Raw genomic sequence first — 26,245 nt, 5'->3', positions numbered from 1 at the left:
GCAGAGGAGCTAGAGGCAGACGGCGCTTGGCAAGGAAACGCTGCGTCCGCACCGCCGAAACGACAAGGCCCGCGGATCGTCGCCGATCCGCGGGCCGAAGGTCTGGTCTGCCGCCGCCCCGAGAAGACAGGGCGGCAGGGACCGGAGGCTTACGAGTGGTAGGCCGCCTCGCCGTGATAGATGAGGTCGAGACCCTCGCGCTCTTCTTCCATCGTCGGACGCAGGCCGACGAGCGCCTTGGTGATGGCGAAGAAGATCGCCGAACCGATGCCGCACCAAACGACGGTGATCAGGACCGCGACGATCTGCGCCCAGACCTGGCCCGCCATGGTCACGCCCTCGGCATAGCCGATGCCGCCGAGCGAGGTCGAGGTGAAGATGCCGGTGCCGATCGCGCCGACGATGCCGCCGATGCCGTGGACGCCGAAGACGTCGAGGCTGTCGTCGTATTTCAGCGCGTTCTTCACCACGGAGACGAAGAAGTAGCAGATGCAGCTGGCGATGGCGCCGAGGACGATGGCGCCGACCGGGCCGATCGTGCCGCAGGCCGGCGTCACGGCGACGAGGCCGGCGACGATGCCCGAGGCAGCGCCCAGCATCGAGGCCTTGCCGCGCATCATCGACTCGATCACGCACCAGGCGACGAGGGCGCCGGCCGTGGCCGTGAAGGTGTTGATCATCGCCAGGACCGCCGCCGAGGTGGATTCGAGGTTGGAGCCGGCGTTGAATCCGAACCAGCCCACCCACAGGATCGAGGCGCCGACCATGGTCAGCGTCATCGAGTGCGGCGCCATGATGTCCTTGCCGAGGCCGGTCCGCTTGCCCACGAACATGCAGCCGATCAGGGCGGCGATGCCGGCATTGATGTGGACGACCGTGCCGCCGGCGAAGTCGAGCGCGCCGACGCCGCCGGAGAGGACGCCGTTGAAGATCAGGCCGGAGCCGTCCCAGACCATGTGCGCGACCGGGAAATAGACGAAGGTCACCCACAGGATGGTGAACACGACGACGGCCGAGAACTTGATGCGCTCGGCGAAGGCGCCGACGATCAGCGCCGGGGTGATCACCGCGAAGGTCATCTGGAAGACGATGAAGAGATATTCGGGGATCTCGACGCCGTCGGTGAAGGTCGCCGACTTGGAATCGGTGGTCACGCCCGCCAGGAACAGCTTGCCGAAGCCGCCCCAGAAATAGCTGGTGCCGCCGCCGAAGGCGAAGGAATAGCCCCACAGGGTCCAGACGATCATCACGACGCCGGTGATGATCGTGCACTGCATGAGGATGGACAGCATGTTCTTGGCCCGGACGAGGCCGCCATAGAACAGTGCCAGGCCCGGCATCGTCATGAACAGGACCAGAAGGGTCGCCGTCATCATCCAGGCGACGTCACCCTTGTCGACGGTGCTCGCGGCCGGAGCAGCCGCGTCGGTGGCCGCGCTCGCAGTCGCCTGGGCGTCCTGAGCGAGGGCGGGGTGACAGGCGAGCGCGAGCGCGCCGAGCCCCAGGCCCGTGGCGGCGAGCGTTCGTGCGTTGAAGAATGGTCTCATCATCTTTTTTCGTACTTCCGATCGTTGACCGACCCTTGCGGCTGGCGCCTTTGAAACTCCGGGCCCGCTCACTCCTAATCAAAAGTCGTGCCAACTCGCCCCGCTGGGGAAATTGCCTAAAAGAGGGCGGTTCCAGCCGCAGAACCTCCTGCTTAACTGCATAATTTTTCGTCATACGCCTTCGTGATAGGCAATCTGCTCTTTTTGCAGCAGCCGGATCGGTTTTGGCCGCGATGCTGCCGCGATCTTGCCATTGGTTCGGCAAGTCGTGAGCAGATCCGCTTCGAATGCGGATCAGGCGAGGAGCGGCGTCGTCCTGGAGGGCGGCGAGGAGGGCTGGCGATCGGCAGGCATGGCCCGCTGGTTGAGCGAGCTGTCCAGATCGCCGCCTTCGAGAAGTTCTTCGCGCTCTTCGCCGAGGAGCGGCTGCAGCCGGGCTCGCTTTCCGCCCCGATCACCATCGGCGAAAACCCGGGATCCGCCGGGCTCGTCCCGCCGGTTCCGATCCCATCCATCTCGACGACGTCGCCGTCGACTTTGCCGACATGTTGATCATCATGGCCCACCCCTCCTTCCCCTGGCAGGAGGAGGCCCCGGCGATCGCCCAGCACAAGCCGAACGTTCATATCGACATGTCCGGCTGGCCGCCGAAATACTTCCCGCCGATCCTCGCCAAAGACGCCGACTCGATCCTCCGCCATAAGATGCTGTTCGGCTCCGACTGGCCGGTGATCGAGCCGGACCGCTGGCTCGCCGACTTCGAGAAGCTGGAGATGAAGGACGAGGTGCGCCCGCTGATCCTGAAGGAGGACGCGCGGCGGCTGTTGAGGATCTGAGGCCGGACCGGCCGGCGCCGGGTCCCGTGCAAAAGGCGCGCGTCTCGATTATCTTGGCTTGCAAGATCCTGAGGAGCGCGCCATGGCCGTTGCAGAAAAGCTGAGCGTCGAATTGCCCGCCGAGATGCTGCGGACGATCCGCGAAACCGTCGAGGCGGGAGAGTTCGGCTCGGAGAGCGAGGCGCTGCAGGAAGCGGTTCGGGCGTGGCAGCGAGAGCGGGAGGAGGATGAACGGCAGCTCGACGCCATTCGAGCCCGCATCCGCAGATCGCTTGAAGACCCTCGTCCGAGCCTCACGGAAGCGGAACTCCGCACGCGGATGCGCGAATACATGACTGAGCGCGAAAAAGCAGCCGCCGCCGATGAAACGCGTTGAGGTCATCTATCGACCTGAAGCGCTTGCCGATCTGAATGAAATTCTCGAGGCCGTTGCCCAGCTCAGCCAAAGTTCTCTTGTGGCAGAACGATATGTCGATCGTATCGTCCTTCGGTGCCGAAAAATCGGCGATGCTCCACGCGGCGGGCGTCGAAGAGACGAACTTGAAGTCGGCCTGCGAAGCGTCCCTTTCGAGGATAAGGCGCTCATCCTCTATCGGGTGACCGACGTGGTCGAGATCACCAATATTTTCCCGCGCGGCCAAAACTACGAGGTCCTGTTCAAGAAGGGGCGCTTCGATCCCGAGTAGCTGGCAAGACTCGACGGCATCCGACCACCCTTGCGCCCGCCCCCCGATCCCGTCAGAACGACACACAGCGAAGATCAGGATCGGCTGAAGCGGCATCATGAGCGAAACCGAGGGCACCGAGACGAAAAACCCGGCCGAGGCCGGCAGACCCGAGCCCTACCGCGTGCTCGCGCGCAAATATCGGCCGCTCTCCTTCGACGATCTCATCGGCCAGGAGCCGATGGTGCGCACCCTCACCAACGCCTTCGAGACCGGCCGGATCGCCCAGGCCTGGATGCTGACGGGCGTCCGGGGGGTCGGCAAGACGACGACGGCGCGCATCCTGGCCCGGGCGCTGAACTACGAGACCGACGACATACACCAGCCGACGATCCACATGAGCGGTCCCGGCGTCCACTGCCAGGCGATCATGGAAGGCCGGCACGTCGACGTCGTCGAGATGGACGCCGCCTCCCACACCGGCATCGACGACGTGCGCGAGATCATCGCCCAGGTGCGCTACCGCCCGGTCTCGGCGCGCTACAAGGTCTACATCATCGACGAAGTCCACATGCTGTCGAACCAGGCCTTCAACGGCCTCTTGAAGACGCTGGAAGAGCCGCCGGAGCACGTGAAATTCGTCTTCGCGACGACGGAGATCCGAAAGGTTCCGATCACCGTCCTGTCCCGCTGCCAGCGCTTCGACCTTCGCCGCGTCGAGTCGGCGACGCTGATCCACCACCTCCAGAAGATCGCCGCGGCCGAAAACGTCTCGGTCGAGGACGACGCGCTCCGGCTCGTCGCCCGAGCCGCCGAGGGCTCGGTGCGCGATGCGCTGTCCCTGACCGACCAGGCGATCGCCCATGGCGCCGGCACCGTCACGGCCCTCGCCGTCCGGGACATGCTGGGGCTCGCCGACCGGGTGCGGATCATCGACCTGTTCGAAACGCTGATGGCGGGCGATGCGGCTGGCGCGCTGAAGGAGCTGCGCGAGCAATATGCCTCCGGCGCCGATCCGGCCGTGGTGATCTCCGAACTCGCCGACTTCACCCATCTCGTCACGACGCTGCGCTACGTGCCGGAAGCGACCAACGACGCCGCCGTTTCGCCGATCGAGGCCGAGCGCGGGCTGGAGCTTTCCCAGAAGCTGTCGATCCGCACGCTCGGCCAGATCTGGCAGATGCTGCTGAAGGCCAGCGAAGAGTTGCGCAACACGACGACGCCGCGCCAGGCGGCCGAGATGGCGCTGATCCGCATCGCCCATGCGGCGGATCTTCCTTCCCCCGACGATCTGTTGCGGATGCTGCGCGAAGGCGGCTCCGGCAAGCTCCCGGCGGCGGCCACCCCTGGCGCTGCGCCGCAGGACGGGGGCAACGGCGCGCCGGAGAGTGCGGCGCCGCCGCCTGCCCCTTCCCGTTCGGCCGCCACGGATGCATCTTCCTTGGCCGATGCAGCCCTTTCGCCGCCGCGCCTCGTTGCATCCGCCGTCGGCGGCGGCGCGCGCATGGACATGCGGCCGAGACCGCAGCAAAGCCCCCAGGCCTCGCCTCAGGCCTCGCCCGGTGAGGTGACCATCGCCGGCATCGAGGCCCTGGCGAAGCTCGCCGAAGACCGGCGCGATTCTTTGATGCGCGTGTCGATCCGCCGCTATCTGCGGCCCGTGCGCTTCCAGGCGGGACGCATCGAGGTGGGGCTGGCCGAGGGAGCACCGGGAACGCTGATCGGCGACCTGACCAAGCGCCTGCATCTGTGGACCGGCCAGCGCTGGGTGGTCACCGTCTCGTCCGTCGGCGGCGAGCCGACGCTCGACGAGCGCGACGCACGAAAGCGCGCCTCGCTGATCGACGACGCGGCGGCCGATCCCGAGGTCGCGGCGATCCTCGCGAGCTTTCCCGGCGCGAAGATCACCAACGTCACCCTGCGCGGCGAGAGCGACGAGGAGGCCGCAACGGCAATTGCCGGCCCGGCCGACGATTTCACCGGCGATCCCGACGAATTCGACGCGTTCGGCGAGGACGACTGAGCCGAATAGCGGCTTTCGAAGCCGGCCGATGGCGAAAGCTTCGCCGCAAACCCTCAAAGCCCGGACGCGTCGTCCTTATATCGCCTCTACTCACCCGAGTGCCGGCGCAACCGCCACCCTTCGATCCGACCGAGGAGCCCCGCGATGAAAGACCTGATGAACATGATGAAGCAGGCCAAGGCCATGCAGGAGAAGATGGCCGGGCTGCAGGACGAGGTGAAGACGATCGAGGCGACCGGCCAGTCCGGCGGCGGCCTGGTCACGGTCACCCTGCGCGGTACCGGCGAGATGGCCGGGCTCGTCGTCGATCCCTCGCTGATGAAGGAGGACGAGAAGGACATTCTCGAAGACCTGATCGTCGCCGCCCATGCCGACGCCCATGCCAAGCTGCAGCTGGCCATCCAGGAAAAGACCCAGGAGATGACCGCCGGTCTCAACCTTCCGGCCGGGATGAAGTTTCCATTCTGAGCGTCTAGCGTCGCAATCATGGCAAAATCCGTCGCCGGCCCGGAGATCGAGAAGCTGATCCAGCTGCTCGCCAAGCTTCCGGGCCTCGGTCCCCGCTCGGCCCGCCGGGCGGCGCTGCACCTCGTCAAGCGCCGCGAGCAGCTGCTCGCGCCCCTCACCGCCGCCATGGCCGAGGCGCGCGACCGGATCGGCGTCTGCTCGACCTGCGGCAACATCGATTCGCGCGATCCCTGCACGATCTGCACCGACCAGTCCCGCGACCAGTCGACGGTGGTGGTCGTCGAGGACGTCGCCGATCTCTGGGCGCTGGAGCGGGCGAAGGCCCTGAACGCCGCCTATCACGTTCTCGGCGGCGTGCTGTCGCCGCTGGAAGGCGTCGGCCCGGAGGATCTGACCATCCGCCAGCTGATCGACCGGGTCGAGGCCGGCGGCGTCAGGGAACTCGTCATCGCCGTCAACGCCACCGTCGAGGGCCAGACCACCGCGCACTACATCATGGACCGGCTCGAAGGCCTCGACGTCAAGGTCACCCGCCTCGCCCACGGCGTGCCGGTCGGCGGCGAGCTCGACTATCTCGACGAGGGCACGCTGGCCGCCGCCATGCGCTCGCGCACGGCTCTGTGAGCGCTTCCGGCGCAGGACACTGCCGAGAGTCATAGCTCGTCAGAAGCGAGGTTGCCTGCGGCACTGGACCTTTCGGTCCGCCGGACGAATCACGAGGATCGGGCTTCGCCCGCTCCGACCCGTCTCGGCGTCGTCACAGAAGCGGGAGCCCCTCGCCGACGCGAAGTTCGCTTGTCGCTGCAAAAGCTTTGAGACTTCGATGAAAACCGCTTGATCTCCATGCGCGTCTTTAATATGAAGCCGCTCACACGAGACGGGCCACCCAGTTCCGTCTCCGCCGCCAGCCGGCAAAGTGGGGCCATAGCTCAGCTGGGAGAGCGCTACAATGGCATTGTAGAGGTCAGCGGTTCGATCCCGCTTGGCTCCACCATTTCTTCGCAAATCCGCCCATGCTTCTCGATGGCGTCCGCGCGGATCGTCGGGACCCTGCCGCGATCCTCCCGAGGGTGATCGTCCCTCTCGCAGGGGATATGTCCGGCAGGTCGGAGGGGCGAGCCGCCGCGACTTTGCGGCTACGGGCGGCCTGCCCACCGCCCCTTCTCGACCAGATCCAGCACGATCTCCGCCGCCGCCTCGCCGGGGGCGCGGTCGACCGCCATCAGCCGGCGGATCTCGTCGAAGCCTTCGAGCTGGGCGCGCCGCTCCGGCGTGTCGGCGAGAAGTCGGGCGAGGCGTCGGGCGAGGTGCTCCGGGCGGACGAATTCGTGGAAATGCTCCGGCACCAAAGGATGGCCGACGACGAAGTTCGGCATCGCCGCCGTCCAGGCCGAAATCAGGTGGCGGATCTGGTAGGCGACCGGGTCGAGCTTGTAGGCGAGTGCCATGGGTATTCTCGCGAGCGCCAGTTCCAGCGACACCGTGCCGGAGGCCGCCAGCGCCGCGTCGGCTTCGGCAAAGGCCTGCCACTTCGCCGCCGCGCCGAAGACGACCTCCGGCTTCACCGGCCATTGCGCAACCTCGGCCTCGATGCGTTCGCGATGCCTCGGCAATGTCGGCAGCACCGCCGTCACGCCGGGAACGAGTTCGGCCAGTCGCCCGAGGGTGGCGCCGAAGTCGCCGGCAAGCCGGTCGATCTCGCCCCGCCGCGAGCCGGGCAAAACGACGAGGCGGGGCGGCGATTTGGCCGCCTTTTCGCCGAGCGGCCGCCCGTCCGCCATGATGGCCGCGAGCCCCGGCTCCTTCATCAGCGGATGGCCGACATAAGTGGAGGGCGGGCCGCCGAGCCGCTCCATCACCGCCGGCTCGAAGGGCAGCACGCAGATCGCATGGTCGACATAGGGCCGCATCTTCGCCGCCCGGCCCTCCCGCCAGGCCCAGACCGTCGGCGGAACGTAGTTGACGATCGGCACCTGCGGCAGCTTCGCCCGCACCCGCCGGGCGACACGGTGGGAAAAGGTCGGACTGTCGATGACGACGAGGGCGTCGGGCCTTGCCGCGACGATCGCCTCCGCCGTCTGGCTCACGCGGCGGACGAGTTGCGGCAGCCGGGCGAGGATCGCCGAGACCCCCATGATCGACAGCTCGTCGATGTCGAAGAGCGTTTGCAGCCCTTGCGCCCGCATCGCCTCGCCGGCGAGGCCGACGAGTTCGAGGTCGCCGCCGAGCCGGGCCTTCAGCGCCCGGATCAGGTCGGCGCCGATCGCGTCTCCGGAGGGTTCGCCGACGACGAAAGCGATCTTCATGGCTGTCCCTCCCCCGGCGCATTGTGATGGTGCGGCGCCGCCGCTGCCGGGTCGCCGTCGCCGGCGGCGAGCCCGACCACGGCGATCCCGGCCTCGCCGGCCGCCGTCACCAGCGCCTCGCAGTCGATGATCAGGCTCTTTTCGGCGGTGACGCCGATCGCGCCGATGCCGGCGCCTTCGGCCTCGCGGATCGTCGAGACGCCGATGCTCGGCAGGTCGAAGCGCTCGTCCTGCTGGGGCTTGACCGCCTTGACCAGCACCAGCCGCTCGCCCCGTCCGATCCGGCCGCGCGTCTTCAGCTCCGCCACCCGCAAAAGCATCTCGCGGGTGCCCTCGGCCGCCTCCAGCGCGATCACCCGCTCCTGCGAGGCGACGACGGCCTGTCCGACGTCGAGGCTGCCGAGGGTCCGCGCGGCGTTCAGTGCCAGATGAAGGGCGCGTTCCTCGGCCGCGTCGGGCCGGCGCCCGGCGATCGGCCCGGTCGGCGCCAGAAGCTTCGGCGCGACGTCCTGGACGGCCAGCGGCTCCAGCCCCTGCGCCTTCAGGAAGACCGCGACGTTGCGCAACAGCCGATCGTCCCCGCCGCGCACGATCCGAAAGGCGGTGGGCAACAGGAAGAGCGTCGCGAAGCTCGGCAGCATGGAGCGAAAGTCCGGCCTGCGGCTCACCGTGCCGCAGGTGACGACCCGGGCGACCGCCTTCCGTTTCAGGAATCGGATGGCGTCGCCGGTGCGGCCCCAGGAAAAGTAGCCGCCGTCGAAGCCGTCCCAGTCGTCGCTTTCGGCATCGGCGATCCGCACGACGATCGGCGTGAAGCCGCGCGCCCGCGCGGCCTCGGCGACGATCCGCGGCAGCCGCCCGCCGCCCGCGATCAGGCCGAGCGGCTCGCCGGGAAAGCGCGGATCCATCGTCTCAGGAGAGCTGCGAGTGCCGCGGGAAGCAGAGCGCGCGGTCGCCACCGGAGCGGATGAAGCCCATGAGATCCTGCACCAGCGGGTCTTCGGGGAATTCGCTCTGAACCTCGTCCATGTTCTCCTTGAAGGTCAGGTCGTCGGAGAACAGCATGCGATAGGCCCGGCGCACGTTGCGGATCGCGTGGCGGTCGAAGCCGGCGCGCTTCATGCCGATGACGTTGAGTCCGGAGAGATAGGCGCGGTTGCCGAGCACCATGCCGAAGGGAATGACGTCCCCCTCGACGGCGGCCAGGCCCCCGACATAGGCGTGGTGGCCGATCCGGGTGAACTGGTGGATGCCCGAGCCGCCGGCGACGGTCGCATATTCGCCGACGATGCAATGGCCGGCGAGCATGACGTTGTTGATCAGGGTGACGTTGCGCTCGACGACGCAGTCGTGGGCGACGTGGGCGCCGGTGAAGAAGGCGCAGTTGTCGCCGATCGTCGTCTCGGACCGGCCCTGCACGGTGCCGGCGTTCATCGTGACGTGCTCGCGGATCAGGCAGTTGTCGCCGATCACGAGGCGGGTGTCCTCCCCGCGGTATTTCAGGTGCTGCGGCGCGTGGCCGAGGGAGGCGAAGGGCCAGATCTGGGCGCCGGGGCCGATCACCGTGTTGCCCCAGATGACGACGTGCGAGCGCAGACGGCTGCGCGCGCCGAGCCGGACCTGCGGGCCGATGTGGCAGAAGGGTCCGATCTCGCAGCCTTCGCCGATCTCGGCGCCGGCCTCGATCACCGCCGAGGGATGGATCGTCGTTTCGCTCATCGTCATTCGGCGTCGCGCGGGACGAGCATGGCGCTCACCGTCGCCTCTGCCACCTTCTGTTCGTCGACCTTGGCGATGCAGTCGAACTTCCAGATGTTGGCCCGCCGCTTGGTCTGGGTGACGTGGTATTCGAGCCTGTCGCCCGGGATCACCGGCTTGCGGAACTTGGCGTTGTCGATGGTCATGAAATAGACCAGCGACGGGGCCTCCCCGCCGCGCGAAAGGGCGCAGATCGCGCCGGCGGTCTGCGCCATGCCCTCGACGATCAGGACGCCGGGCATGACCGGCGCCGTCGGGAAATGGCCGAGGAAATGCGGTTCGTTGGCGGTGACGTTCTTGATGCCGACGGCGCTCCTGTCGCCGTCGATGTCGACGATCCGATCGATCATCAGGAACGGATAGCGATGGGGCAGAAGCTCCATGATCCTGTTGATGTCGGCGCTTTCCAGCGTCGTTCTGTCGTCAGTCATTCCGCTCATTCCTCGGCGAACGCCCCTTCTTGGCAAGTTCGGTCAAGAATCGCACCTCCCGAAGCCATTCGCGCACCGGCCGGGCGGGAATGCCGCCCCAGCGCGCGCCCTTCGGAACGTCCGTGGCGACGCCCGACAGTGCGGCGAGCTGCGCACCGTCGCCGATCGTGACGTGGCCGGTGATGCCGGCCTGACCGCCGATCATCACGCCGTCCCCGACCGTACTCGATCCGGAGATCCCGACCTGCGAAACGATCACCGAATGCCGGCCGACGGCGACGTTGTGCCCGATCTGGACCTGATTGTCGATCTTCGTCCCCTCGCCGATCACCGTGTCGCGGATCGCTCCGCGGTCGATGGCCGCGTTGGCGCCGATCTCGACGTCGTCCTGGATGACGACGCGGCCGATCTGGACCACCTTGTCGAGGCCGGCGCGACCCGGGACGTAGCCGAAGCCGTCCTGGCCGATCTTGACGCCGGGATGGAGGATCACGCGGTTGCCGAGAAGCGCGTTCGACAGAACGACCTGCGCGCCGATGCGGCAGTCGCGGCCGATCGCGCAGCCGCCGGCGATGACCGCACCCGGCGAGACGATCGTCCCACGGCCGATCCTCGCACCGGGCCCGACCACGGCGAAGGCCTCGATGGTGACGTCGTCCTCGATCTCGGCGGTCGGATCGACCTCGGCCCGCGGCGAGATGCCGAGCGAGGGAAGGACCGCCGAAGGCGTTCGGGCGGCGGGATAGAATTCCCGGCCGACGACGGCGAAGGCCGCCGGGACGTTGGCGGCGACGAGATGCGGAAGGCCTTCCGGCAGAAGGGGCAGGTACTTGCTCGCCACGAGGACGCAACCCGCCCGGGTTGCGGCCAGTTGCCCCGCATAGCGGGGATTGTCGAAAAAGGACAGGTCGTCCCGTCCGGCGAGATCGAGCGCGCCGATCCCGGTAAGGCGGATACCCGGCTCCGTCCCGGCGCCGAGTTCGGCGCCCGTCAGCCCGGCGATCTCGCCGACGGTGAGACCCGCACCCCGAGGGAAAAACGACGTGTCGGGCATGATGGGCAAGCCGGCGCGGGACGAAGAGCCTCCCGCGCTCCTTTCTTTGGCGTCAGAAGCGCGACGAGAAGCCGAAGGAAAACTCCTGCGTGTCGTCGAAGTCTTCCTTGGCCAGCGGATGGGCGTAGTTGACCCGCAGCGGACCGAAGGGCGAGGCCCAGATCAGGCCGACGCCGGCCGAGGCGCGGATCGCGAAGTCGGTGCCTTCGACCCCGGGCTGGCCTTCGAATTCGGAGCCCCAGAGCGAACCGGCATCGGCGAAGACCGCGCCGCGGAAGCCTAGATCGCGGTTGAGGCCCGGGATCGGGAAGGTCGCCTCGGCCGAGACGTTGGCATAGTTCTCGCCGCCGATCGCGACGTCGTACTGCCGCGGGCCGATGCCACGGGTGTCGAAGCCGCGGACGATGTCCTGCCCTTTGAAGAAGTTGTCGAAGACGCGCAGGTCGTCGCCGAGGGCCGTGACGTTGCCGGCACCGCCGGCGAGCTGCCCGACGACGTCCCATTCCTCGCTGAGAAGGTTGAAATAGGATGCCTTACCGGTGGTCTTGACGTATTTCGCATCGCCGCCGAGGCCGGCGAATTCCTGGCCGATCGAGCCGATGAAGCCGTTTCGCGGATCCTGATTGTTGTCCAGCGTGTTGTAGGTGAACTGATAGGACAGCGAGGACGTGCGATAGTCGCCGGCGCAGATCGCCTCGTTGATGATCGGCGAGTCGGTGAAGGACGGCGCATTGAGGGGATTGCCGCCCTCGTCAAAGAGATTGCCGAGCGGATTGGGATCGCCGCAGGTGCTGTCGATCGTCTCCGGGGCGGTCGGATCCGCCGGGAAAGCCGGATTGTCGACCGTCCTGCCGGTGTTGTCGCCGTAGCTCTCCTGCTTGTAGTTGTACGCCACCGTCGCCGTCAGATGGTCGGTGATCGGGGCCGACAGGCGAACGTCGCCGCCGGTGCGCGTCACGTCGTAGTCGTCGGTCGAGGTCTCGGTATGATAGACGTCGAAACCGGCCGCCAGACGCTGTCCGAGGAAATACGGCTCGGTGAAGGAGAGGTTGTAGCTGCGGCTGTTGGTGCCGAGGCCGGCCGAAACCTTGATGAACTGCCCGCGTCCGAGGAAGTTGCGTTCCTGAATGCCGACTTCGGCGACGGGGCCGGAGGAGTCGCCGCTGGTCGTGTAGCCGCCACCGACCGAGATTTCGCCGGTCGCCTTTTCGGAGACGTCGACGAGGACGATGACGCGGTCCGGCTCCGAACCCGGGGCCGTCGAGATCTTCACCGTGGTGAAGTATTTCAGGTCCTCGAGCCGCTGCTTGGCGCGCTGGATCAGCACCTGATTGAAGGCGTCGCCCTCCGACAGGTCGAACTCGCGGCGGATGACGTAGTCGCGGGTCTTGGTGTTGCCGCGGATCTCGATGCGCTCGACATAGACCCGCGGGCCCTGGTCGATCACGTAGTCGATGGCGATGGTGTGGTTGGTGAAGTCGCGGTCTCCGCGCGGCGTCACTTGGGCAAAGGCGAAGCCCTTGTTCGCCAGCGCGTTGGTCAGGTTGACCAGGGAGTTCTCGACCTCCTTGGCGCTGTAGACGTCGCCCGGCTGGGTGTCGAGTTCGCCGTAGAGCGCCTCGGTATCGACGCCCTCGATGGTCGAGTCGATCCTCACGTTGCCGAAGGTGTAACGTTCACCCTCGTCCACGGTGAAGGTGATGTAGTAGGAATTCTGGTCCGGATCGAGTTCGGCAACCGCCGACAGGATGCGGAAGTCGGCATAGCCGTGATTGTAATAGAAACGGCGCACCGTCTCCTCGTCGGCCTGCAGCCGATCCGGATCGTACACGTCGTCGCGCTGGATGAAGCTGAGGATGCCGGTCTCGCGCAGCGAGATCACCTGCTTCAACCGGGCATCGGAGAAGGCGTTGTTGCCGACGAAGCTGATCGAGGCGATCTTCGTGCGGTCACCTTCCTGGATGTTGAAGATGACGTTGACGCGGCCCTGGCCGATCGGCTGCGTCTGGGCCGTCACGACGGCATCGCTGCGGCCGATGGTCACGTAGGCGTTCTTGATCGCCTCGACGTCGGCATCGACGGTCGCCTGGGAGTAAGGTCCGCGCGGCGTCGTCTGCACGGCCGCGTTGAGCTGCTGGTCCTTGATCTTGGAATTGCCCTGGAAGAGCACCTGATTGACGATCTGGTTCTCTTCGACCGCGATGTTCAGCGTCCCGCCCGACTGGCTGATGCGCACGTTCGAAAACAGCCCCGTCGAGTAAAGCCGGCGGACGGCGGCGTCCTGATCGGCCTCGGTGACGTTCTGGCCCGGCTTGATCTCGATGAAGCCGCGAACCGTCTCGGCGTCGACCCGGCTGTTGCCGCTGACCGCGATCCGGTTGACGGTCGCCGCATCGGCGAGGCTCGTCGCCGCGAGCTGGGCGGTCATCGTGGTGGCGGCGAGGAGGGTCGAAGAGAGCGCCATCGCGGTCGCCGCGCGCAAGGTTTTCGTTCGAGCCTTCATGTTTCCAACCACCTTGTCGTCTTCTTGCCGTTCAGCAGGACGTGCATTTCCAGAGTCCGCCTTGTACCGGCTTTGATATTCCGTTCAAGCAGACTCGCCCTTGTGGATTGAGGAATCGGAAACGCCGTTGCAAGGCGGTCACGAACCATGGCGACATGGTTAATCAAATGTTCCCCCACCCCCCTGTCGGCCGAGCCCCCTCAGACCTGGCCGGAGATGTCGTTCCAGAAAGCAAATATCATGAGCATCGTGACGAGGGCGAGACCGATTTTGAAGCCGACCTCCTGGACCTGCTCGCTCAGCGGCCGGCCCCGCACCGCCTCGAAGGCGTAGAACAGGAGATGGCCGCCGTCGAGCATCGGAATCGGCAACAGATTCAGGATGCCGATCGAGATCGACAGCAGCGCCGCGAGATTGAGCAGCGCCCCGATGCCGATCGTCGAGACCTGGCTCGACACCTGGGCGATGCGGATCGGCCCGCCGATCTGGTCGGCGCTCTGGCGCCCGGTCACCACCTCGCCGATGAAGCCGACCGTCTGCGCCGCCACGAACCAGGTCTGCGAGACGCCGTATTGCAGCGACTCCAGCGGCCCGAGATTTTCGACCCTGAAGCTGCCGTTGACGTTCTCGGCCCTGAGGCCGACGATCGGCATGGTGAAGGAATTGCCGAATTCGTCCTCGCGGGTCTCCATCCGCGGCGTGACCGTGAGTTCGACCGTCCGACCGCCGCGTTCCACCTGGAAGGCGATCGGATTCGCGCCGGTGGCCGCGACGTGGCGCTGCAGGTCGGAGAAATAGTCGATCGCCTCGCCGTCGGCCGACAACACCCGGTCGCCGGGCTCGAAGCCGGCAGCCGCGGCCGGCGAGTCCGGTTCGACCCCGGAGACGATCGGATCGCCGACCACCCGCCCGTTGGCGAAGACCACGCCGGCGAAGATGACGATCGCCAGGATGAAGTTGGCGATCGGCCCGGCGGCGACGGTCGCCGCGCGCCTCGCGACGCTCGCAGAGGGAAAGGCGTGGCGCCTTTCGGCCTCGCTCATCCCTTCGACGGCATTCCGGTCGGGAACCGAGGCGGCGTTCTCGTCGCCCAGAAACTTGACGTAGCCGCCGAGCGGGATCGCCGCGAGCTTCCAGCGCGTCCCCTGCCGGTCGGTGAAACCGATGAGTTCCGGCCCGAAGCCGACCGAGAAGGTCAGCGCCTTGATCCCGCACAGCCGGCCGATCAGGAAGTGGCCGAGTTCGTGGAAGAAGACGATGATCGTCAGGACGAAGAGAAACGGCACCACGTAGATCAGCCCGTGGCTCCACAGGCCGGAGGTCATCGCCCCGATCTCCATCGATGTTCTCCTTCTCGCTCGGGCCAATCCGCCGAGCGGCTGCCTCGTTCTAAAGCAGCGACCGAATTTGCGCAAACACGCCGCGCGACGGTGATCCGCCTCCGCGACGGTCCGGCGCCGTCAAACCGGGAACAGCCCGGCGGCGGGGCGCTCGAAGCCGGCGATCGCCATCCCGACCAGCCAGGCGACCGTCGTCGCGACGACCAGGGCATCGATGCGATCCATCAGCCCACCGTGACCCGGGATGAGCCGGCCGGAATCCTTCACCCCGAACCGCCGCTTGATCCAGGATTCGTACAGATCTCCGGCCTGGCCGGCGACCGACAGGATCGCTGCCAGCACGAGCACCAGGGCCGGCACCGACCCCGTCGCAGCATCGGCGAACAGGGCGCCGAAGGCGATCGCCGCAAGAAGCCCGCCGAGGGCGCCGGACAGCGTCTTTTTCGGCGAGACCCGCGGCATCAGCTTCGGGCCGCCGATCGAGCGACCGGCGAAATAGGCGAAGATGTCGGTCGACCACACGACGGTGACCAGAAAGCCGATGGTCAGGAGGCCGGGCAGGTCGGCGCCGCGCAGGAGCCCGGCCGGAAACGTCGCCGCGGCGGCGTAGAAGAGCCCGCCGACGAGCCAGTCGGCCTTGCGCTCGTCGCGATCGATGAAGGCGAGGAAGCCGGTGCCGGCGAGGAAGATCACGATGGCGGCGAGTTCGAAGCCGAATGCGAAGGCGACGAGCGAGAAATAGAAGACGCGCCGTCCGAAGGTGAAATGCGGCCTCAGCCGCCGGGCCCGGGTGATCCGCGACCACTCGTCGAAGACGATGAAGCCGGTGGCACAGCAGAGCAGGCGGAACCCCCAGCCGCCGGCGAAGACCAGCAGGCAGACGAGGATGCCGAGCACCAGGGCGGAGATCAGCCGCGATCTCAGATCGCTCCAGCTTCCCTCGCTGAAGAACCGTCTGACGCCGAGCCCCATCCGGTCAGGAAGCGATTTCCCGCGACAAGCCCCCGAAGCGGCGGTCGCGGCTGGCATATTCGGCAAGGGCGCCTTCGAAGGCCTGACGGTCGAAGTCGGGCCACAGGCACGGCAGGAAGACGAATTCCGAATAGGCGGCCTGCCACAGGAGGAAGTTCGACAGCCTGAGTTCGCCGCTGGTGCGGATGATCAGATCGGGATCGGGAATGCCGGCCGTATCCATGTGTTCGCCGAGATAGTCGGCCGTGAGCGCGTCGAGGGTGACCTCGCCGGCGGCGAACTTTTCGGCGATCCGCCGCATGGCACGGGCGACCTCGTCGCGGGCGCCGTAGTTGAAGGCGATCACCAGGGTCTGGCGATCATTATCCTTGGTAAGGTTCTCCGCCTCTTCGAGAAGCCCGCGGATGTCCGGCGACAGGTCGTCGCGTGCGCCGATCACCCGCACCCGGACGTTCTCCTTATGGAGATCGGCGAGATCGCGGCGGATGAAGTGCTTGAGCAGGCCCAGGAGTTCCTCGACCTCGTCCTTCGGACGGCGCCAGTTCTCCGAGGAGAAGGCGAACAGCGTCAGATAGTCGATGCCGAGTTCGCCGGCGGCCCGGACGGCCGAACGCACGGCCTCCACGCCGCGGCGATGGCCCATGCTGCGCGGCAGGCCACGTGCCCGTGCCCAGCGCCCGTTGCCATCCATGATGATGGCCACATGTCGGGGATGCCGCACCATCCTCGCCCTCTCCTGCGAAACGACTGCCGACGCGAAAGGTCGGCGATCGTAAGATCCTACACCTGCATGATTTCGGCTTCCTTGCCGGAAAGCAAATTGTCGATTTCGGCAATCGTGTCGTCGGTCATCTTCTGGACCTTGTCCGAAAGCTGCCGGCTGTCGTCCTGGCCAATCTCGCCGGCCTTTTCGCTCTTCTTCAGGCTGTCCATGCCGTCGCGGCGCACGTGGCGGGCGGCGACGCGGGCGCTTTCGGCATATTGGTGGGCGACCTTGACGAGTTCCCTGCGCCGCTCCTCGTTGAGCTCGGGCAGCGGGATGCGCAGGGTGGTGCCGTCGGTGATCGGGTTCAGCCCGAGATGCGATTCGCGGATCGCCCGCTCGACCTTGCCGACCATCTGCTTGTCCCAGACGGACACCGCGACCATGCGCGGCTCGGGCACGGAGACGTTGGCGACCTGGTTCAGCGGCATCTGCGACCCGTAGGCCTCGACGGTGATCGGATCGAGGAGATTGGCCGAAGCGCGGCCCGTCCTCAGCGCCGCCAGATCGCTCTTCAGGCTGTTGATCGCGCCTTCCATGCGGCGCTTCAGTTCGTTGAGATCGAGTTCGGCCATGGTCGTTTCCTCTCGTGGGATGCTGGCGGGTCGGGCCGGGGGTCTTCAGTCCGACACGGTCGTCGCGCGGCCGGTGCCGGCGAGAATTCTGGCGAATTCCCCCTTCTCGTGGATCGAGAAGACGACGATCGGAATGTGGTTTTCGCGGGTGAGCGCGACGGCGGCGATGTCCATGACCTGCAGGCCGCGGTCGATGACCTGCGAATGGGTCAGGTGCTCGTAGCGCTCGGCATCGGGCACCTTCTTCGGATCGGCGGAATAGATTCCGTCGACCTGGGTGCCCTTGAACAGCGCCGCGGCACCCATTTCGGCGGCGCGCAGCGCGCCGGCCGAATCGGTCGTGAAGAAGGGATTGCCGGTGCCGCCCGCGAAGATCACGACGCGCCCGGCCGCCTGATGGGCGAGTGCGGCGCGCTGGGTGAAGTTTTCGCAGATCTCCGGCATGGCGATGGCCGACAGGACGATGGCGTCGACGCCCATCTTGGTGAGCGAGGTGCGCAAGGCGAGCGCGTTGATGACCGTGCCGAGCATGCCCATGTGGTCGCCGGTGACGCGGTCGCCGCCCTTCGAGGCGACGGCGACGCCCCGGAAGATGTTGCCGCCGCCGATCACCACCGAGATGTCGACGCCGAGCGCCCGCGCCTCGGCGATGTCGGACGCGATCCGGTCGACCACGGCGACGTCGATGCCGAAGCCCTGCTCGCCCATGAGAGCTTCACCCGAGACCTTCAGCAAGACGCGGCGATAGCGGATTTCTGAGGTCATCGAGTATCCCGTTCCAGTCGAAACGCCCCGCATCGCCACGCGTCGGACCGTCTTTGTCCTCTGCCCACGGTCGGCGCGCCGTGGCACGCCGCACCCGAAGGGCCCTTGTCGCGAAGGCCTTCTGCCGCCGCGCTTCTGCCTGCCGATACAATACGGGCGCCCGCTTGTGAAGCGAGCGCCCGCCCGAGTTGTTCCGCTAGGGCCGATCATCGCCGCGCGCGGCGACGTCGGCCGGTTCCGGCGCAACGGCCGGAGCGGCGCTTACTTCTTGCCGGCGGCCGCCGCGACTTCCGCGGCGAAGTCGCTGGTCTCGCGCTCGATGCCCTCGCCGAGGGCGAAGCGCACGAAGGCGGCGATCTTCGTCGGCGCGCCGATGTCCTTCTCCGCTTCGGCGAGCGCCTTCTCGACGGTGAGGTCCGGGTTGATGACGAAGTTCTGCTTGAGGAGAACGACCTCCTCGTAGAACTTGCGCAGCCGACCCTCGACCATCTTCTCGATGATGTTCTCGGGCTTGCCGGACTGGCGGGCCTGATCGGAGAAGATCGCCTTCTCGCGCTCGACCACCGCCGGATCGATCTCGTCGGCCGACAGCGCCAGCGGGTTGGTCGCGGCGACGTGCATCGCCACCTGCCGACCGAAGGCGGCGAGCTTGTCCTTGTCGCCGGTCGATTCCAACGCGACCAGCACGCCCAGCTTGCCGAGACCGTCGGCGACCTGGTTGTGGATGTAGGTGGCGACCACGCCGTCCGAGACCGAGAGCAGCGCCGACCGGCGCAGGCTCATGTTCTCGCCGATGGTGGCGACGGCCTCGCGGACGCTCTCGAGAACGGTCTTGTCCGACCCCGGATAGGTCGCGCCGGAAACCGCCTCGACGGTGCCGTCGGTCGACAGCGCGACGGTCGCGACGTCGCGGACGAGCGTCTGGAAGGCCTCGTTGCGGGCGACGAAGTCGGTCTCGGAATTGACCTCGACGACGACGGCCTTCGTGCCTTCGGCGGCGACGCCGATCAGACCCTCGGCGGCGGTGCGCCCGGATTTCTTGTCGGCCTTCGAGATGCCCTTCTTGCGCAGCCAGTCGATCGCAGCTTCCATGTCGCCGTTGGTCTCGGCGAGTGCGGTCTTGCAGTCCATCATGCCCGCGCCGGTCTTCTCGCGGAGTTCCTTCACCATCGAAGCGGAAATTGCCATCTTAGCCTTCCTCGGAAATGATTTGGCGCACCGGCTCGCAACAAGCTGGGTGCGCCGAAATTGTGACGCAGTGATTACACGCACGAACGGTTCGAGGTGCGACGCAGCCCCGGCTGGCCGCCCTCGTCCCGAAAGGACGGATCAGCCTGCGGCGGGCTGGCCGGTCGCGTTGTCGGCGAGTTCGGCCGCCTGTTCGGCAGAGCCGCCACCGGTCGCCGCCTCTTCCGGCAGTTCCTCGACCGGGGCTTCTTCCATCTCGCCGATGTCGATGCCCATGTCGCCCTGCTGGCGGGCGATGCCGTCGACGGCGGCCCGGGCGATCAGGTCGCAGTAGAGCGCGATGGCCCTGGCGGCGTCGTCGTTGCCCGGGATCGGATAGTCGATCGGCAGCGGATCGCAGTTCGAATCGACCACCGCGACGATCGGGATGTGCAGGCGCCGGGCTTCCTCGATCGCGATCGACTCCTTGTTGGTGTCGATGACGAAGATCATGTCCGGCACGCCACCCATGTCGCGGATGCCGCCGAGCGCCCGGTCGAGCTTGTCGCGCTCGCGGGTGAGCGTCAGCCGCTCCTTCTTCGTGAAGGCCTGGGCCTCGCCGCCGGCGAGCATTTCGTCGAGCTTGCGCAGCCGCTGGATCGACTGGGAGATGGTCTTCCAGTTGGTCAGCATGCCGCCGAGCCAGCGCGAATTGACGTAGTACTGGGCCGAGCGCTGCGCCGCGTCGGCGACGAGCTCGGAGGCCTGCCGCTTGGTGCCGACGAAGAGCACGCGGCCGCCGCGGGCGACCGTATCCGAGACGGCGAGCAGCGCACGATGCAGCAGCGGAACCGTCTGGGCGAGATCGAGAATGTGGATGTTGTTGCGCGCGCCGAAGATATAGGGCGACATCTTCGGGTTCCAGCGATGGGTCTGGTGGCCGAAGTGGACGCCCGCCTCGAGGAGCTGGCGCATCGAATAGTCTGGCAGAGCCATATCAGTGTCTTCCTTTGACCGGTTATGCCTCCACGGAAAGAAGCGACGCGACGTCGCCACCGGTGGGCGGGAGCGGACCGGAACCTTCGTTCCAGCCGTTCCAACCCGGTTTCCGTGTGTGGAATGGGGCGCGCCATACAGCAAACCGCCGGCTTTGGCAAATCATGCCGCGCAGAAAGAGGCTTCAGGACGCCATACCGGGAAGATGGCAACGACGCATGCGGGCTTCAAGCTCGCCCGCCAGGAGGATCGCCCGGGCGGCGCTGCCGGCAATCAAATCACGACTTGGCTCGTTGTGCCCGAACGTAAGCCGTCAGCACCTCTGCCATGCGGCGTGTGTAGCCCTTTTCGCTTTCGCCCTGGAAGAACGCCTTGACTTCCGGCGGCACCCGCATCGAAATCAGCTCGCGGCTCTCGGGCGTCACGACCTCCGCGCCGTTCCAGAACTCGTCCGGCAGGTCCGGTCCCTCGGGCGCGTCGGGATTGTGGCACAATTCTCCGCGCGCCTGCATCGCCCGGATCTCTTCAAGCGTGACGGTCATCATATTTCTTTTTCGCACGCCGTCCTCCTTTCCAGGCAGTCACGATACGGATGGGCTCATCGTGATCCACGTGCACGACCGTATAGTACTCGTCCCCGACCTTGCCGATGGATATGATCCGCTTTTCACCGTAGTCGTGTCTTTCGTCGACGACATCGAGGGTTTCCCCTTCAAAGATAAGCGCGGCGTAGAGGATATCGACGCCTCGTTCTCTGAGGACATCGTCGCGCTTCATAGGGTCGAACGTGATTTTCAACGGCACGTTCTGGCTGTATCACGCTTGGTCGTAGGAATCGAACGAACACGCCGTTCGAGTGAGGTTTCGCCGCAGCGATCTGACGGCCCGCATCATCACAGGATGGCGGCCCGGCATGGATGCCCGCCGCGAGAGGCGCTCGGTCACTCCCCGGCCGGGGCCGGGCAATCGGGCGCGGTTTCGAGTTCGAGGCTCGAGAGCCGCGCCTTCAGCGTATAGCCGTCGTATTTCAGGATCTGGTTGCCGGTGACGCCGTTCTCGAACAGCGTGTAGCTGGTCTCGAAGACCGGAAGTCCGTCCTCGTCGCTGTCGGAATTGTAGAAGGATTCGGTGATCTTCCAGGCCTTCAGCCCGTTCAGCCGTTCGGCGATCGCGGCGGGATCGGAGGCAGACGGATCCTTGCCCGCGGCATCGGCATCGGCGGGCGTGGCGGCCACGGGCGGTGCGTCATCGCCGGCCGCCGCGTCGTTCTGCGGCTCCGCCGCCTCGTCCCTCGAGGGTGCTCCATCCGGCTCCCCCGCGGCCATGGCGTCGCCGGCCGCGCCCGTGCCATCCTCGCCCGAGGCCCCGTCGCTCACTTCTGCCTTTCGCGACGGCGCCCCGCCGTAGCCGGCGATCTCTCCGGCGATCGCCTCGGTGCCGAGCGGGGTGATGACGACGGTGCTCGTCATGGTCTTCTCGGCGTCGGCATCGCCCTGGAACACGTGGGATTCGAAGATCGGCACCCCCGCTTTGGCGGCTTCGACGACGTGCCGGGTGTGATGGACGGGAAAGGTCGAGGCCGGCAGCCGGATCTCGCGGGCCACCGGCTCCTCGTAGGTGACGACGGTGGCGTCACCCGCAGTCTTGGCCGTCCCCTTGGTCGTCATGTCCGGCAGGGAATCGACGAAGCTCTCCGCATCGAAGGCGAAGTCCTTGCCGTCGCGGCTTTCGGTCAGCCGGATCTGCTGGTCGGTGACGACGATCTCCTGGTCCTTCAGGAACCGCGCCACGAACCGGTAGTCGATGCCGTAGCCCTTGCAGTCGCCGGGCTCGCCGAGGGCCACCGCGATGCGGCCGTCGACGCTGAGGAGATCCTCGCTCGCCTGGTCGAGGGCGACCTCGTAGGACGCCCGGTGCGGGCTGAGGGCGACGGGCTCGGCGGCCCCGGCCGCGCCGGCCGGCATGGCGAGCCCCATCCCCGTCACGAGCGCTGCGGCGAGAAAATGCGATGGCAAGCCGCGTTGCGACATCAAGTTCAATCTTTCACTCGCTGTGAGGATCGGCTACCGACGCTGCAGCGCAACTTGCCGATCGTCGCGGCAGCCGGACACCGCCGGGCGACGCGACACTTCGTCCTATCCGCGTCAGAAAAGGAAGACAACATCATGGCCGATACGATCGAAACCCGCCTCCAGGCCGCCGGCGTCACCCTGCCCGAGGCCGCCGCGCCCGCCGCCAACTACGTTCCGACCGTCACCTACGGCAAGATCCTGCAGACGTCCGGCCAGTTGCCGATGGAGAACGGCGCCCTCGCCGTCACCGGCAAGCTCGGCGGCGAGGTCGGCGTCGCGACCGGCCAGAAGGCGGCGCGGCTGTGCGCCATCAACGTTCTCGCCCAGGCGAAGTCCGCGCTCGGCGGCGATCTGTCGAAGATCGGCCGGCTGTTGAAGCTGACGGTCTTCGTCTCGAGCGACCCGTCGTTCACCGAGCAGCACAAGGTGGCGAACGGCGCGTCGGACTTCCTGGTCGAGATCCTCGGCGACAAGGGCCGCCATGCCCGCTCGGCCGTCGGCGTGCCGGCCCTGCCGATGAATGCCGCCGTCGAAGTCGAAGCGACGTTCGAGATCGCCTGACGTGACGACATCCTATGACGGGCCGTTCCGCTGGCTCGTGGAGCGGCCCATCGCCCACCGCGGCCTGCACGACGGCAACCGTGCCATCCCGGAGAATTCGGTTCCCGCCGCGCTCGCCGCGATCGCGGCGGGCTATGCCATCGAGTGCGACGTCCAGATGTCCGCCGACGGCACCCCGCACGTCTTCCACGACGCGACGCTGAACCGGATGACCGGACGCCACGCCGCGGTCGCCACGCAGTCGGACGGCGACCTCGCCGGCCTGACCCTCGGCCGCTCGACCGCGACCATTCCGACGCTGCAGCGGTTCCTTGCCGTCGTTGCCGGCCAGGTTCCGGTGGTGATCGAACTGAAGAGCAACGACAAGACCCGCGATCGGGACTATTTCAGCCGGGTGAAGCCGCTGGTCGACGCCTATTCCGGTCCCCTGGCGCTGATGTCCTTCGAGGATTGGCTGGTCGACCAGATGCTCGCCGACCGACCGGAAGGCCGACCGATCGGGCTGACGGCGGACGGAAGACGGGCGAGCGTCCTCGCCGCCCACCGCACCGTCTTCGAGCGCGGCTGCGACTTCGTCTCCTACGACGTCCACGATCTGCCGAACGGTTTCGTCGGCTGGGTGCGGGAAGAGCGCCGGGCGCCGGTCATCTCCTGGACCGTCCGCAACGAGGACGAGTATGCCGTCAGCTGCCGGCATGCCGACCAGATCACCTTCGAGGACTTCGCGCCGCAGCAATGATCCCTTGCGCTGCGGCTGCGAAGGCTTACTTCTCAAGCCCATGACGCAACAGCGCGAAGCCCGCGAGCGGGCGGTCACCATCAGGGTCGCCGACACGATTTCGGCGGTCGACCCGGTGCTATGGGACGGGCTGGCCGAGACGCGTACGGCCGCAACCGCCGCTTCCGGCGGCAAGAGCGGGCCGTCGCCCGCCAATCCGTTTCTGTCGCACGCCTTTTTGAAGTCGCTCGAGGACGCCGGCTGCGTGGGCGAGCGCGCCGGCTGGTTGCCCCAGCATCTGGTCCTGGAGGGCGAGGACGGCGAGGTGGTCGGCGTCGCGCCGGCCTATCTGAAATCCCACAGCCAGGGCGAATACGTCTTCGACCACGGCTGGGCCGACGCCTTCGAACGGGCGGGCGGCGAGTATTATCCCAAGCTTCAGATCTCGGTGCCGTTCACGCCGGTCACGGGGCCGCGGCTGCTCGTCGGCAACGGGCCGGACGCCGCGGCGAACCGAACGGCGCTCGCCGCCGGCGCGCGGGCCTATCTCGCCCAGACCGGCATCTCCTCGGTCCACGCGACCTTTCTCGACCAAGCCGACGTCGCAGCCCTGTCGGAGGCCGACTGGCTGCACCGCATCGACCAGCAGTTCCACTTCTTCAACCGCGGCTACGACAGCTACGACCGGTTTCTCGAGACGCTGGCCTCGCGAAAGCGCAAGGCGCTGAAGAAGGAGCGGCGCGAGGCGCTGGCGAACGGCATCACCGTCGAATGGCTCACCGGCAAGGATCTGACCGAAGCCGCCTGGGACGCCTTCTTCGCCTTCTACATGGACACCGGCAGCCGCAAATGGGGCCGGCCCTATCTCAACCGCCGCTTCTTCTCGCTGATCGGTGAGCGGATGGCGGACCGCATCCTCCTCGTCATGGCGAAGCGCGAAGGCCGCTACGTCGCAGGCGCGCTGAACTTCATCGGCGCCGATGCCCTCTTTGGCCGCAACTGGGGCTGCATCGAGGACCATCCGTTCCTGCATTTCGAGATCTGCTACCATCAGGCGATCGACTTCGCGATCGAGAACAAGCTCGCCGTGGTCGAGGCGGGAGCGCAGGGCCAGCACAAGATCGCGCGGGGCTACGAGCCGGTGACGACGCACTCGGCCCACTACATCGCCCATCCGGGCCTGCGCCGCGCCATCCGCGACTATCTCACGGCCGAACGCGACGAGGTGGAGCGCGTCGGCGAGGTGCTCGGCGAGCACACGCCGTTCCGGCGGGGGTAATTCTGACGAGCCGTCGGTGATCCTCCCGGAAACCGGCACTCACTCCTGTCCAACCGCATCGATCGGGCGCAACGGCGACATTCCGCAGGCGATGAAATCGCCGAGGTTATCAGTCACGACTATGAGATCGAATTCTCTTGCCGTTCCAGCGATCAGAGCATCTGCCATCCCGGGATTTCGACCTGCCCCGATGGCTGCTGCTTCCGCTTGGCCGGAAAGAATCGCAGTCCACAAGGCGACGGGAAGTATCTTCTCGTCGTAGCCTTCGATCAGTCCCAAGAGCCACCTCTTGAGCGCTTCCGCCTTCCTCACCGCCCCAGCCGCGTCAAGACGATGGATGCCTCTCTGCATTTCGTGGATGCTGACTGCCGACAGAAAGATCTTTCCTTCGAAATCCCGGCGCTCGACCCATTCGGCGAACCCCGGAACGGGCTTCGCCTTGGTCGGCGCCAGCAGGGAGATGGCATTCGTATCGAGAAGAAATCCCGTCAAAGATCGACGTCTCGCGACGGAGAGCGATTGCGCTCGAATTCGATATCGACCGGCAAGGTCTGGAGATACTCCGCCAGGCTGGGCCGGGAGCCTGGTCCTTGGTCGGATCTCTCTGTCGCTTCCGTGACGGGCGCGATCGTTGCCACGGCCTTGCCCGCTTTCGTGACCGTCACGGTTTCGCCGCCGGCGGCGCGCTCGACGAGGGTGACGAGATCCCTATGCGCGTCTTTCAAATCGACTTCGGACATCACGCCGTTCCTCATTCCAAAGCGCCCGCACAAAGGTGCGTGTAGCATACAGAAATGCAAGCATGAATCGGCGATGATGGGCCGCCCGACGTTCGAAGCGATCCTCGATCGCGCCTCCATGGACTCGATTGTTGCGTGGCCTACCATCCGGCACGACGAATCACAGCTTCAGGAGTCCTCATGACCCCCGCCACGCCCGCCTATGAAGACGACAACGTCTTCGCCAAGATCCTCAAGGGCGAGATCCCGAGCGAAAAGCTCTTCGAGGACGACGTCGCCGTCGCGATCATGGACGTGATGCCGCAGTCGAAGGGTCACTGCCTGGTCGTTCCCAAGGCGCCCTCGCGCAACCTCCTCGACGCGTCGGACGAGACGCTGGAGGCGGTGATGCCGCGGGTGGCGCGGCTCGCCCGCGCGGCGAAGGAGGCGTTTTCCGCCGATGGCGTCCGCGTCGCCCAGTTCAACGAGGAGCCGGCCGGCCAGACCGTCTTCCACCTGCACTTCCACGTCATCCCGATGTATCGGGGCGTCGAACTGAAGCGCCACGCCTTCGGCGACGTGCCGATGGAGACGATCAAGGAGCATGCCGAGGCGATCCGGGCGGCGCTGGCGAAGGGGTAGGCTTTCCGTCCGCGTCCTGCTGCCGGCCGGCTCGTCTTTTTCGGCTTGGTTCTCGTCGTGATCCATGGCTTCGAGAGCAGCGGGG

30 protein-coding genes and 1 tRNA gene are annotated in these 26,245 nt (G+C 66.7%); 12 read left to right on the top strand and 19 right to left on the bottom strand.

The window, feature by feature from the left end:
* Positions 1-149: 149 nt before the first annotated feature.
* The gene (locus LZD57_RS05015; RefSeq protein WP_420844744.1) at positions 150-1,550 is read right to left on the bottom strand and encodes an ammonium transporter; all 1,401 of its coding nucleotides are present in this window, start codon (positions 1,548-1,550) and stop codon (positions 150-152) included.
* Positions 1,551-1,730: 180 nt separating this feature from the next.
* On the opposite strand from LZD57_RS05015, the gene LZD57_RS05010 reads away from it, so the two are divergent.
* From LZD57_RS05010 to LZD57_RS04975, 8 genes are all read left to right on the top strand, one after another.
* Positions 1,731-2,099 carry a hypothetical protein gene (locus LZD57_RS05010; RefSeq protein WP_233718133.1) on the top strand — a complete coding sequence of 123 codons (369 nt, stop codon included), beginning with the start codon at positions 1,731-1,733 and terminating at the stop codon, positions 2,097-2,099.
* Positions 2,093-2,383: an amidohydrolase family protein gene (locus tag LZD57_RS05005; RefSeq protein WP_420844743.1), complete on the top strand. Its 291-nt coding sequence runs from the start codon at positions 2,093-2,095 to the stop codon at positions 2,381-2,383. The genes LZD57_RS05010 and LZD57_RS05005 overlap by 7 nt, the downstream gene beginning before the upstream one ends.
* An 82-nt stretch (positions 2,384-2,465) precedes the next feature.
* Positions 2,466-2,759 carry a ribbon-helix-helix domain-containing protein gene (locus LZD57_RS05000; protein ID WP_233718132.1) on the top strand — a complete coding sequence of 98 codons (294 nt, stop codon included), beginning with the start codon at positions 2,466-2,468 and terminating at the stop codon, positions 2,757-2,759.
* Positions 2,746-3,069, top strand: a complete 324-nt coding sequence (locus LZD57_RS04995) for a type II toxin-antitoxin system RelE/ParE family toxin (RefSeq protein WP_233718130.1) — start codon at positions 2,746-2,748, stop codon at positions 3,067-3,069. Before LZD57_RS05000 ends, LZD57_RS04995 begins: the two co-directional genes overlap by 14 nt.
* A gap of 97 nt (positions 3,070-3,166) precedes the next feature.
* Positions 3,167-5,071, top strand: coding sequence for a DNA polymerase III subunit gamma/tau (locus LZD57_RS04990; protein WP_233718128.1), 1,905 nt, complete (start codon positions 3,167-3,169; stop codon positions 5,069-5,071).
* Positions 5,072-5,215: 144 nt separating this feature from the next.
* Positions 5,216-5,539 (top strand): YbaB/EbfC family nucleoid-associated protein, encoded by a 324-nt coding sequence (locus tag LZD57_RS04985; RefSeq protein WP_233718126.1) that lies wholly within the window; start codon positions 5,216-5,218, stop codon positions 5,537-5,539.
* Between the two features lie 18 nt (positions 5,540-5,557).
* Positions 5,558-6,163, top strand: a complete 606-nt coding sequence (gene recR / locus LZD57_RS04980) for a recombination mediator RecR (protein ID WP_233718119.1) — start codon at positions 5,558-5,560, stop codon at positions 6,161-6,163.
* A 294-nt stretch (positions 6,164-6,457) separates the two neighbouring features.
* Positions 6,458-6,533: transfer RNA gene (locus LZD57_RS04975), tRNA-Ala, on the top strand.
* Between the two features lie 142 nt (positions 6,534-6,675).
* Here the strand turns inward: LZD57_RS04975 and lpxB are convergent.
* The 16 genes from lpxB to LZD57_RS04895 form a co-directional block, all read right to left on the bottom strand.
* Positions 6,676-7,845 carry a lipid-A-disaccharide synthase gene (gene lpxB, locus LZD57_RS04970; protein ID WP_233718109.1) on the bottom strand — a complete coding sequence of 390 codons (1,170 nt, stop codon included), beginning with the start codon at positions 7,843-7,845 and terminating at the stop codon, positions 6,676-6,678.
* The gene (locus LZD57_RS04965) at positions 7,842-8,753 is read right to left on the bottom strand and encodes an LpxI family protein (RefSeq protein WP_233718107.1); all 912 of its coding nucleotides are present in this window, start codon (positions 8,751-8,753) and stop codon (positions 7,842-7,844) included. Before LZD57_RS04965 ends, lpxB begins: the two co-directional genes overlap by 4 nt.
* Positions 8,754-8,757: 4 nt before the next feature.
* Positions 8,758-9,564 (bottom strand): acyl-ACP--UDP-N-acetylglucosamine O-acyltransferase, encoded by an 807-nt coding sequence (gene lpxA, locus LZD57_RS04960; protein WP_233718106.1) that lies wholly within the window; start codon positions 9,562-9,564, stop codon positions 8,758-8,760.
* 2 nt (positions 9,565-9,566) lie between these two features.
* Positions 9,567-10,034, bottom strand: coding sequence for a 3-hydroxyacyl-ACP dehydratase FabZ (gene fabZ / locus LZD57_RS04955; RefSeq protein WP_233718104.1), 468 nt, complete (start codon positions 10,032-10,034; stop codon positions 9,567-9,569).
* Complete coding sequence (gene lpxD / locus LZD57_RS04950; protein ID WP_233718103.1) at positions 10,027-11,088, bottom strand: UDP-3-O-(3-hydroxymyristoyl)glucosamine N-acyltransferase; 1,062 nt, start codon at positions 11,086-11,088, stop codon at positions 10,027-10,029. The genes fabZ and lpxD overlap by 8 nt, the downstream gene beginning before the upstream one ends.
* 52 nt (positions 11,089-11,140) lie before the next feature.
* The gene (bamA, locus tag LZD57_RS04945) at positions 11,141-13,591 is read right to left on the bottom strand and encodes an outer membrane protein assembly factor BamA (RefSeq protein WP_233718102.1); all 2,451 of its coding nucleotides are present in this window, start codon (positions 13,589-13,591) and stop codon (positions 11,141-11,143) included.
* A 200-nt stretch (positions 13,592-13,791) separates the two neighbouring features.
* Complete coding sequence (gene rseP / locus LZD57_RS04940; RefSeq protein WP_233718101.1) at positions 13,792-14,931, bottom strand: RIP metalloprotease RseP; 1,140 nt, start codon at positions 14,929-14,931, stop codon at positions 13,792-13,794.
* A gap of 120 nt (positions 14,932-15,051) precedes the next feature.
* Positions 15,052-15,903, bottom strand: coding sequence for a phosphatidate cytidylyltransferase (locus LZD57_RS04935; protein WP_233718093.1), 852 nt, complete (start codon positions 15,901-15,903; stop codon positions 15,052-15,054).
* A gap of 4 nt (positions 15,904-15,907) precedes the next feature.
* Positions 15,908-16,627 carry an isoprenyl transferase gene (locus LZD57_RS04930; RefSeq protein WP_233718092.1) on the bottom strand — a complete coding sequence of 240 codons (720 nt, stop codon included), beginning with the start codon at positions 16,625-16,627 and terminating at the stop codon, positions 15,908-15,910.
* 56 nt (positions 16,628-16,683) lie between these two features.
* Positions 16,684-17,241 carry a ribosome recycling factor gene (frr, locus tag LZD57_RS04925; RefSeq protein WP_233718091.1) on the bottom strand — a complete coding sequence of 186 codons (558 nt, stop codon included), beginning with the start codon at positions 17,239-17,241 and terminating at the stop codon, positions 16,684-16,686.
* A 45-nt stretch (positions 17,242-17,286) separates the two neighbouring features.
* Entirely contained in the window at positions 17,287-18,006 is a 720-nt protein-coding gene (gene pyrH / locus LZD57_RS04920; protein ID WP_233718090.1) for a UMP kinase, read from the bottom strand.
* Positions 18,007-18,267: 261 nt separating this feature from the next.
* On the bottom strand, positions 18,268-19,194 hold the full coding sequence (tsf, locus tag LZD57_RS04915; protein WP_233718079.1) for a translation elongation factor Ts: 927 nt from the start codon (positions 19,192-19,194) through the stop codon (positions 18,268-18,270).
* Positions 19,195-19,335: 141 nt separating this feature from the next.
* Complete coding sequence (rpsB, locus tag LZD57_RS04910; protein ID WP_233718078.1) at positions 19,336-20,169, bottom strand: 30S ribosomal protein S2; 834 nt, start codon at positions 20,167-20,169, stop codon at positions 19,336-19,338.
* Between the two features lie 278 nt (positions 20,170-20,447).
* Positions 20,448-20,711, bottom strand: a complete 264-nt coding sequence (locus LZD57_RS04905; protein WP_233718076.1) for a hypothetical protein — start codon at positions 20,709-20,711, stop codon at positions 20,448-20,450.
* Positions 20,695-20,967: a BrnT family toxin gene (locus tag LZD57_RS04900; RefSeq protein WP_233718074.1), complete on the bottom strand. Its 273-nt coding sequence runs from the start codon at positions 20,965-20,967 to the stop codon at positions 20,695-20,697. Before LZD57_RS04900 ends, LZD57_RS04905 begins: the two co-directional genes overlap by 17 nt.
* A 143-nt stretch (positions 20,968-21,110) precedes the next feature.
* Complete coding sequence (locus LZD57_RS04895) at positions 21,111-22,199, bottom strand: EipB family protein (protein ID WP_233718073.1); 1,089 nt, start codon at positions 22,197-22,199, stop codon at positions 21,111-21,113.
* Positions 22,200-22,334: 135 nt separating this feature from the next.
* Here LZD57_RS04895 and LZD57_RS04890 point away from each other — a divergent pair, with 135 nt between their 5' ends.
* From LZD57_RS04890 to LZD57_RS04880, 3 genes are read left to right on the top strand one after another with little or no spacing between them, the layout of a single operon-like run.
* Positions 22,335-22,802 carry a RidA family protein gene (locus tag LZD57_RS04890; protein WP_233718066.1) on the top strand — a complete coding sequence of 156 codons (468 nt, stop codon included), beginning with the start codon at positions 22,335-22,337 and terminating at the stop codon, positions 22,800-22,802.
* A 1-nt stretch (position 22,803) separates the two neighbouring features.
* Positions 22,804-23,541, top strand: a complete 738-nt coding sequence (locus tag LZD57_RS04885; RefSeq protein ID WP_233718064.1) for a glycerophosphodiester phosphodiesterase family protein — start codon at positions 22,804-22,806, stop codon at positions 23,539-23,541.
* 40 nt (positions 23,542-23,581) lie between these two features.
* Entirely contained in the window at positions 23,582-24,799 is a 1,218-nt protein-coding gene (locus LZD57_RS04880) for a GNAT family N-acetyltransferase (protein WP_233718062.1), read from the top strand.
* A 39-nt stretch (positions 24,800-24,838) separates the two neighbouring features.
* Here LZD57_RS04880 and LZD57_RS04875 read toward each other — a convergent pair whose 3' ends face one another.
* Both LZD57_RS04875 and LZD57_RS04870 read right to left on the bottom strand, forming a co-directional pair.
* Positions 24,839-25,291, bottom strand: a complete 453-nt coding sequence (locus tag LZD57_RS04875; protein WP_233718060.1) for a PIN domain-containing protein — start codon at positions 25,289-25,291, stop codon at positions 24,839-24,841.
* Entirely contained in the window at positions 25,288-25,539 is a 252-nt protein-coding gene (locus tag LZD57_RS04870; protein WP_233718056.1) for a type II toxin-antitoxin system Phd/YefM family antitoxin, read from the bottom strand. Before LZD57_RS04870 ends, LZD57_RS04875 begins: the two co-directional genes overlap by 4 nt.
* A gap of 180 nt (positions 25,540-25,719) precedes the next feature.
* On the opposite strand from LZD57_RS04870, the gene LZD57_RS04865 reads away from it, so the two are divergent.
* Positions 25,720-26,160, top strand: coding sequence for an HIT family protein (locus LZD57_RS04865; protein ID WP_233718054.1), 441 nt, complete (start codon positions 25,720-25,722; stop codon positions 26,158-26,160).
* Positions 26,161-26,245: the final 85 nt, after the last annotated feature.

Source organism: Jiella avicenniae (assembly GCF_021390325.1).
Taxonomy (GTDB): domain Bacteria; phylum Pseudomonadota; class Alphaproteobacteria; order Rhizobiales; family Rhizobiaceae; genus Jiella; species Jiella avicenniae.
The sequence above is the reverse complement of the archived record's forward strand: the minus strand, read 5'-3'. Positions and strand labels throughout refer to the sequence as shown.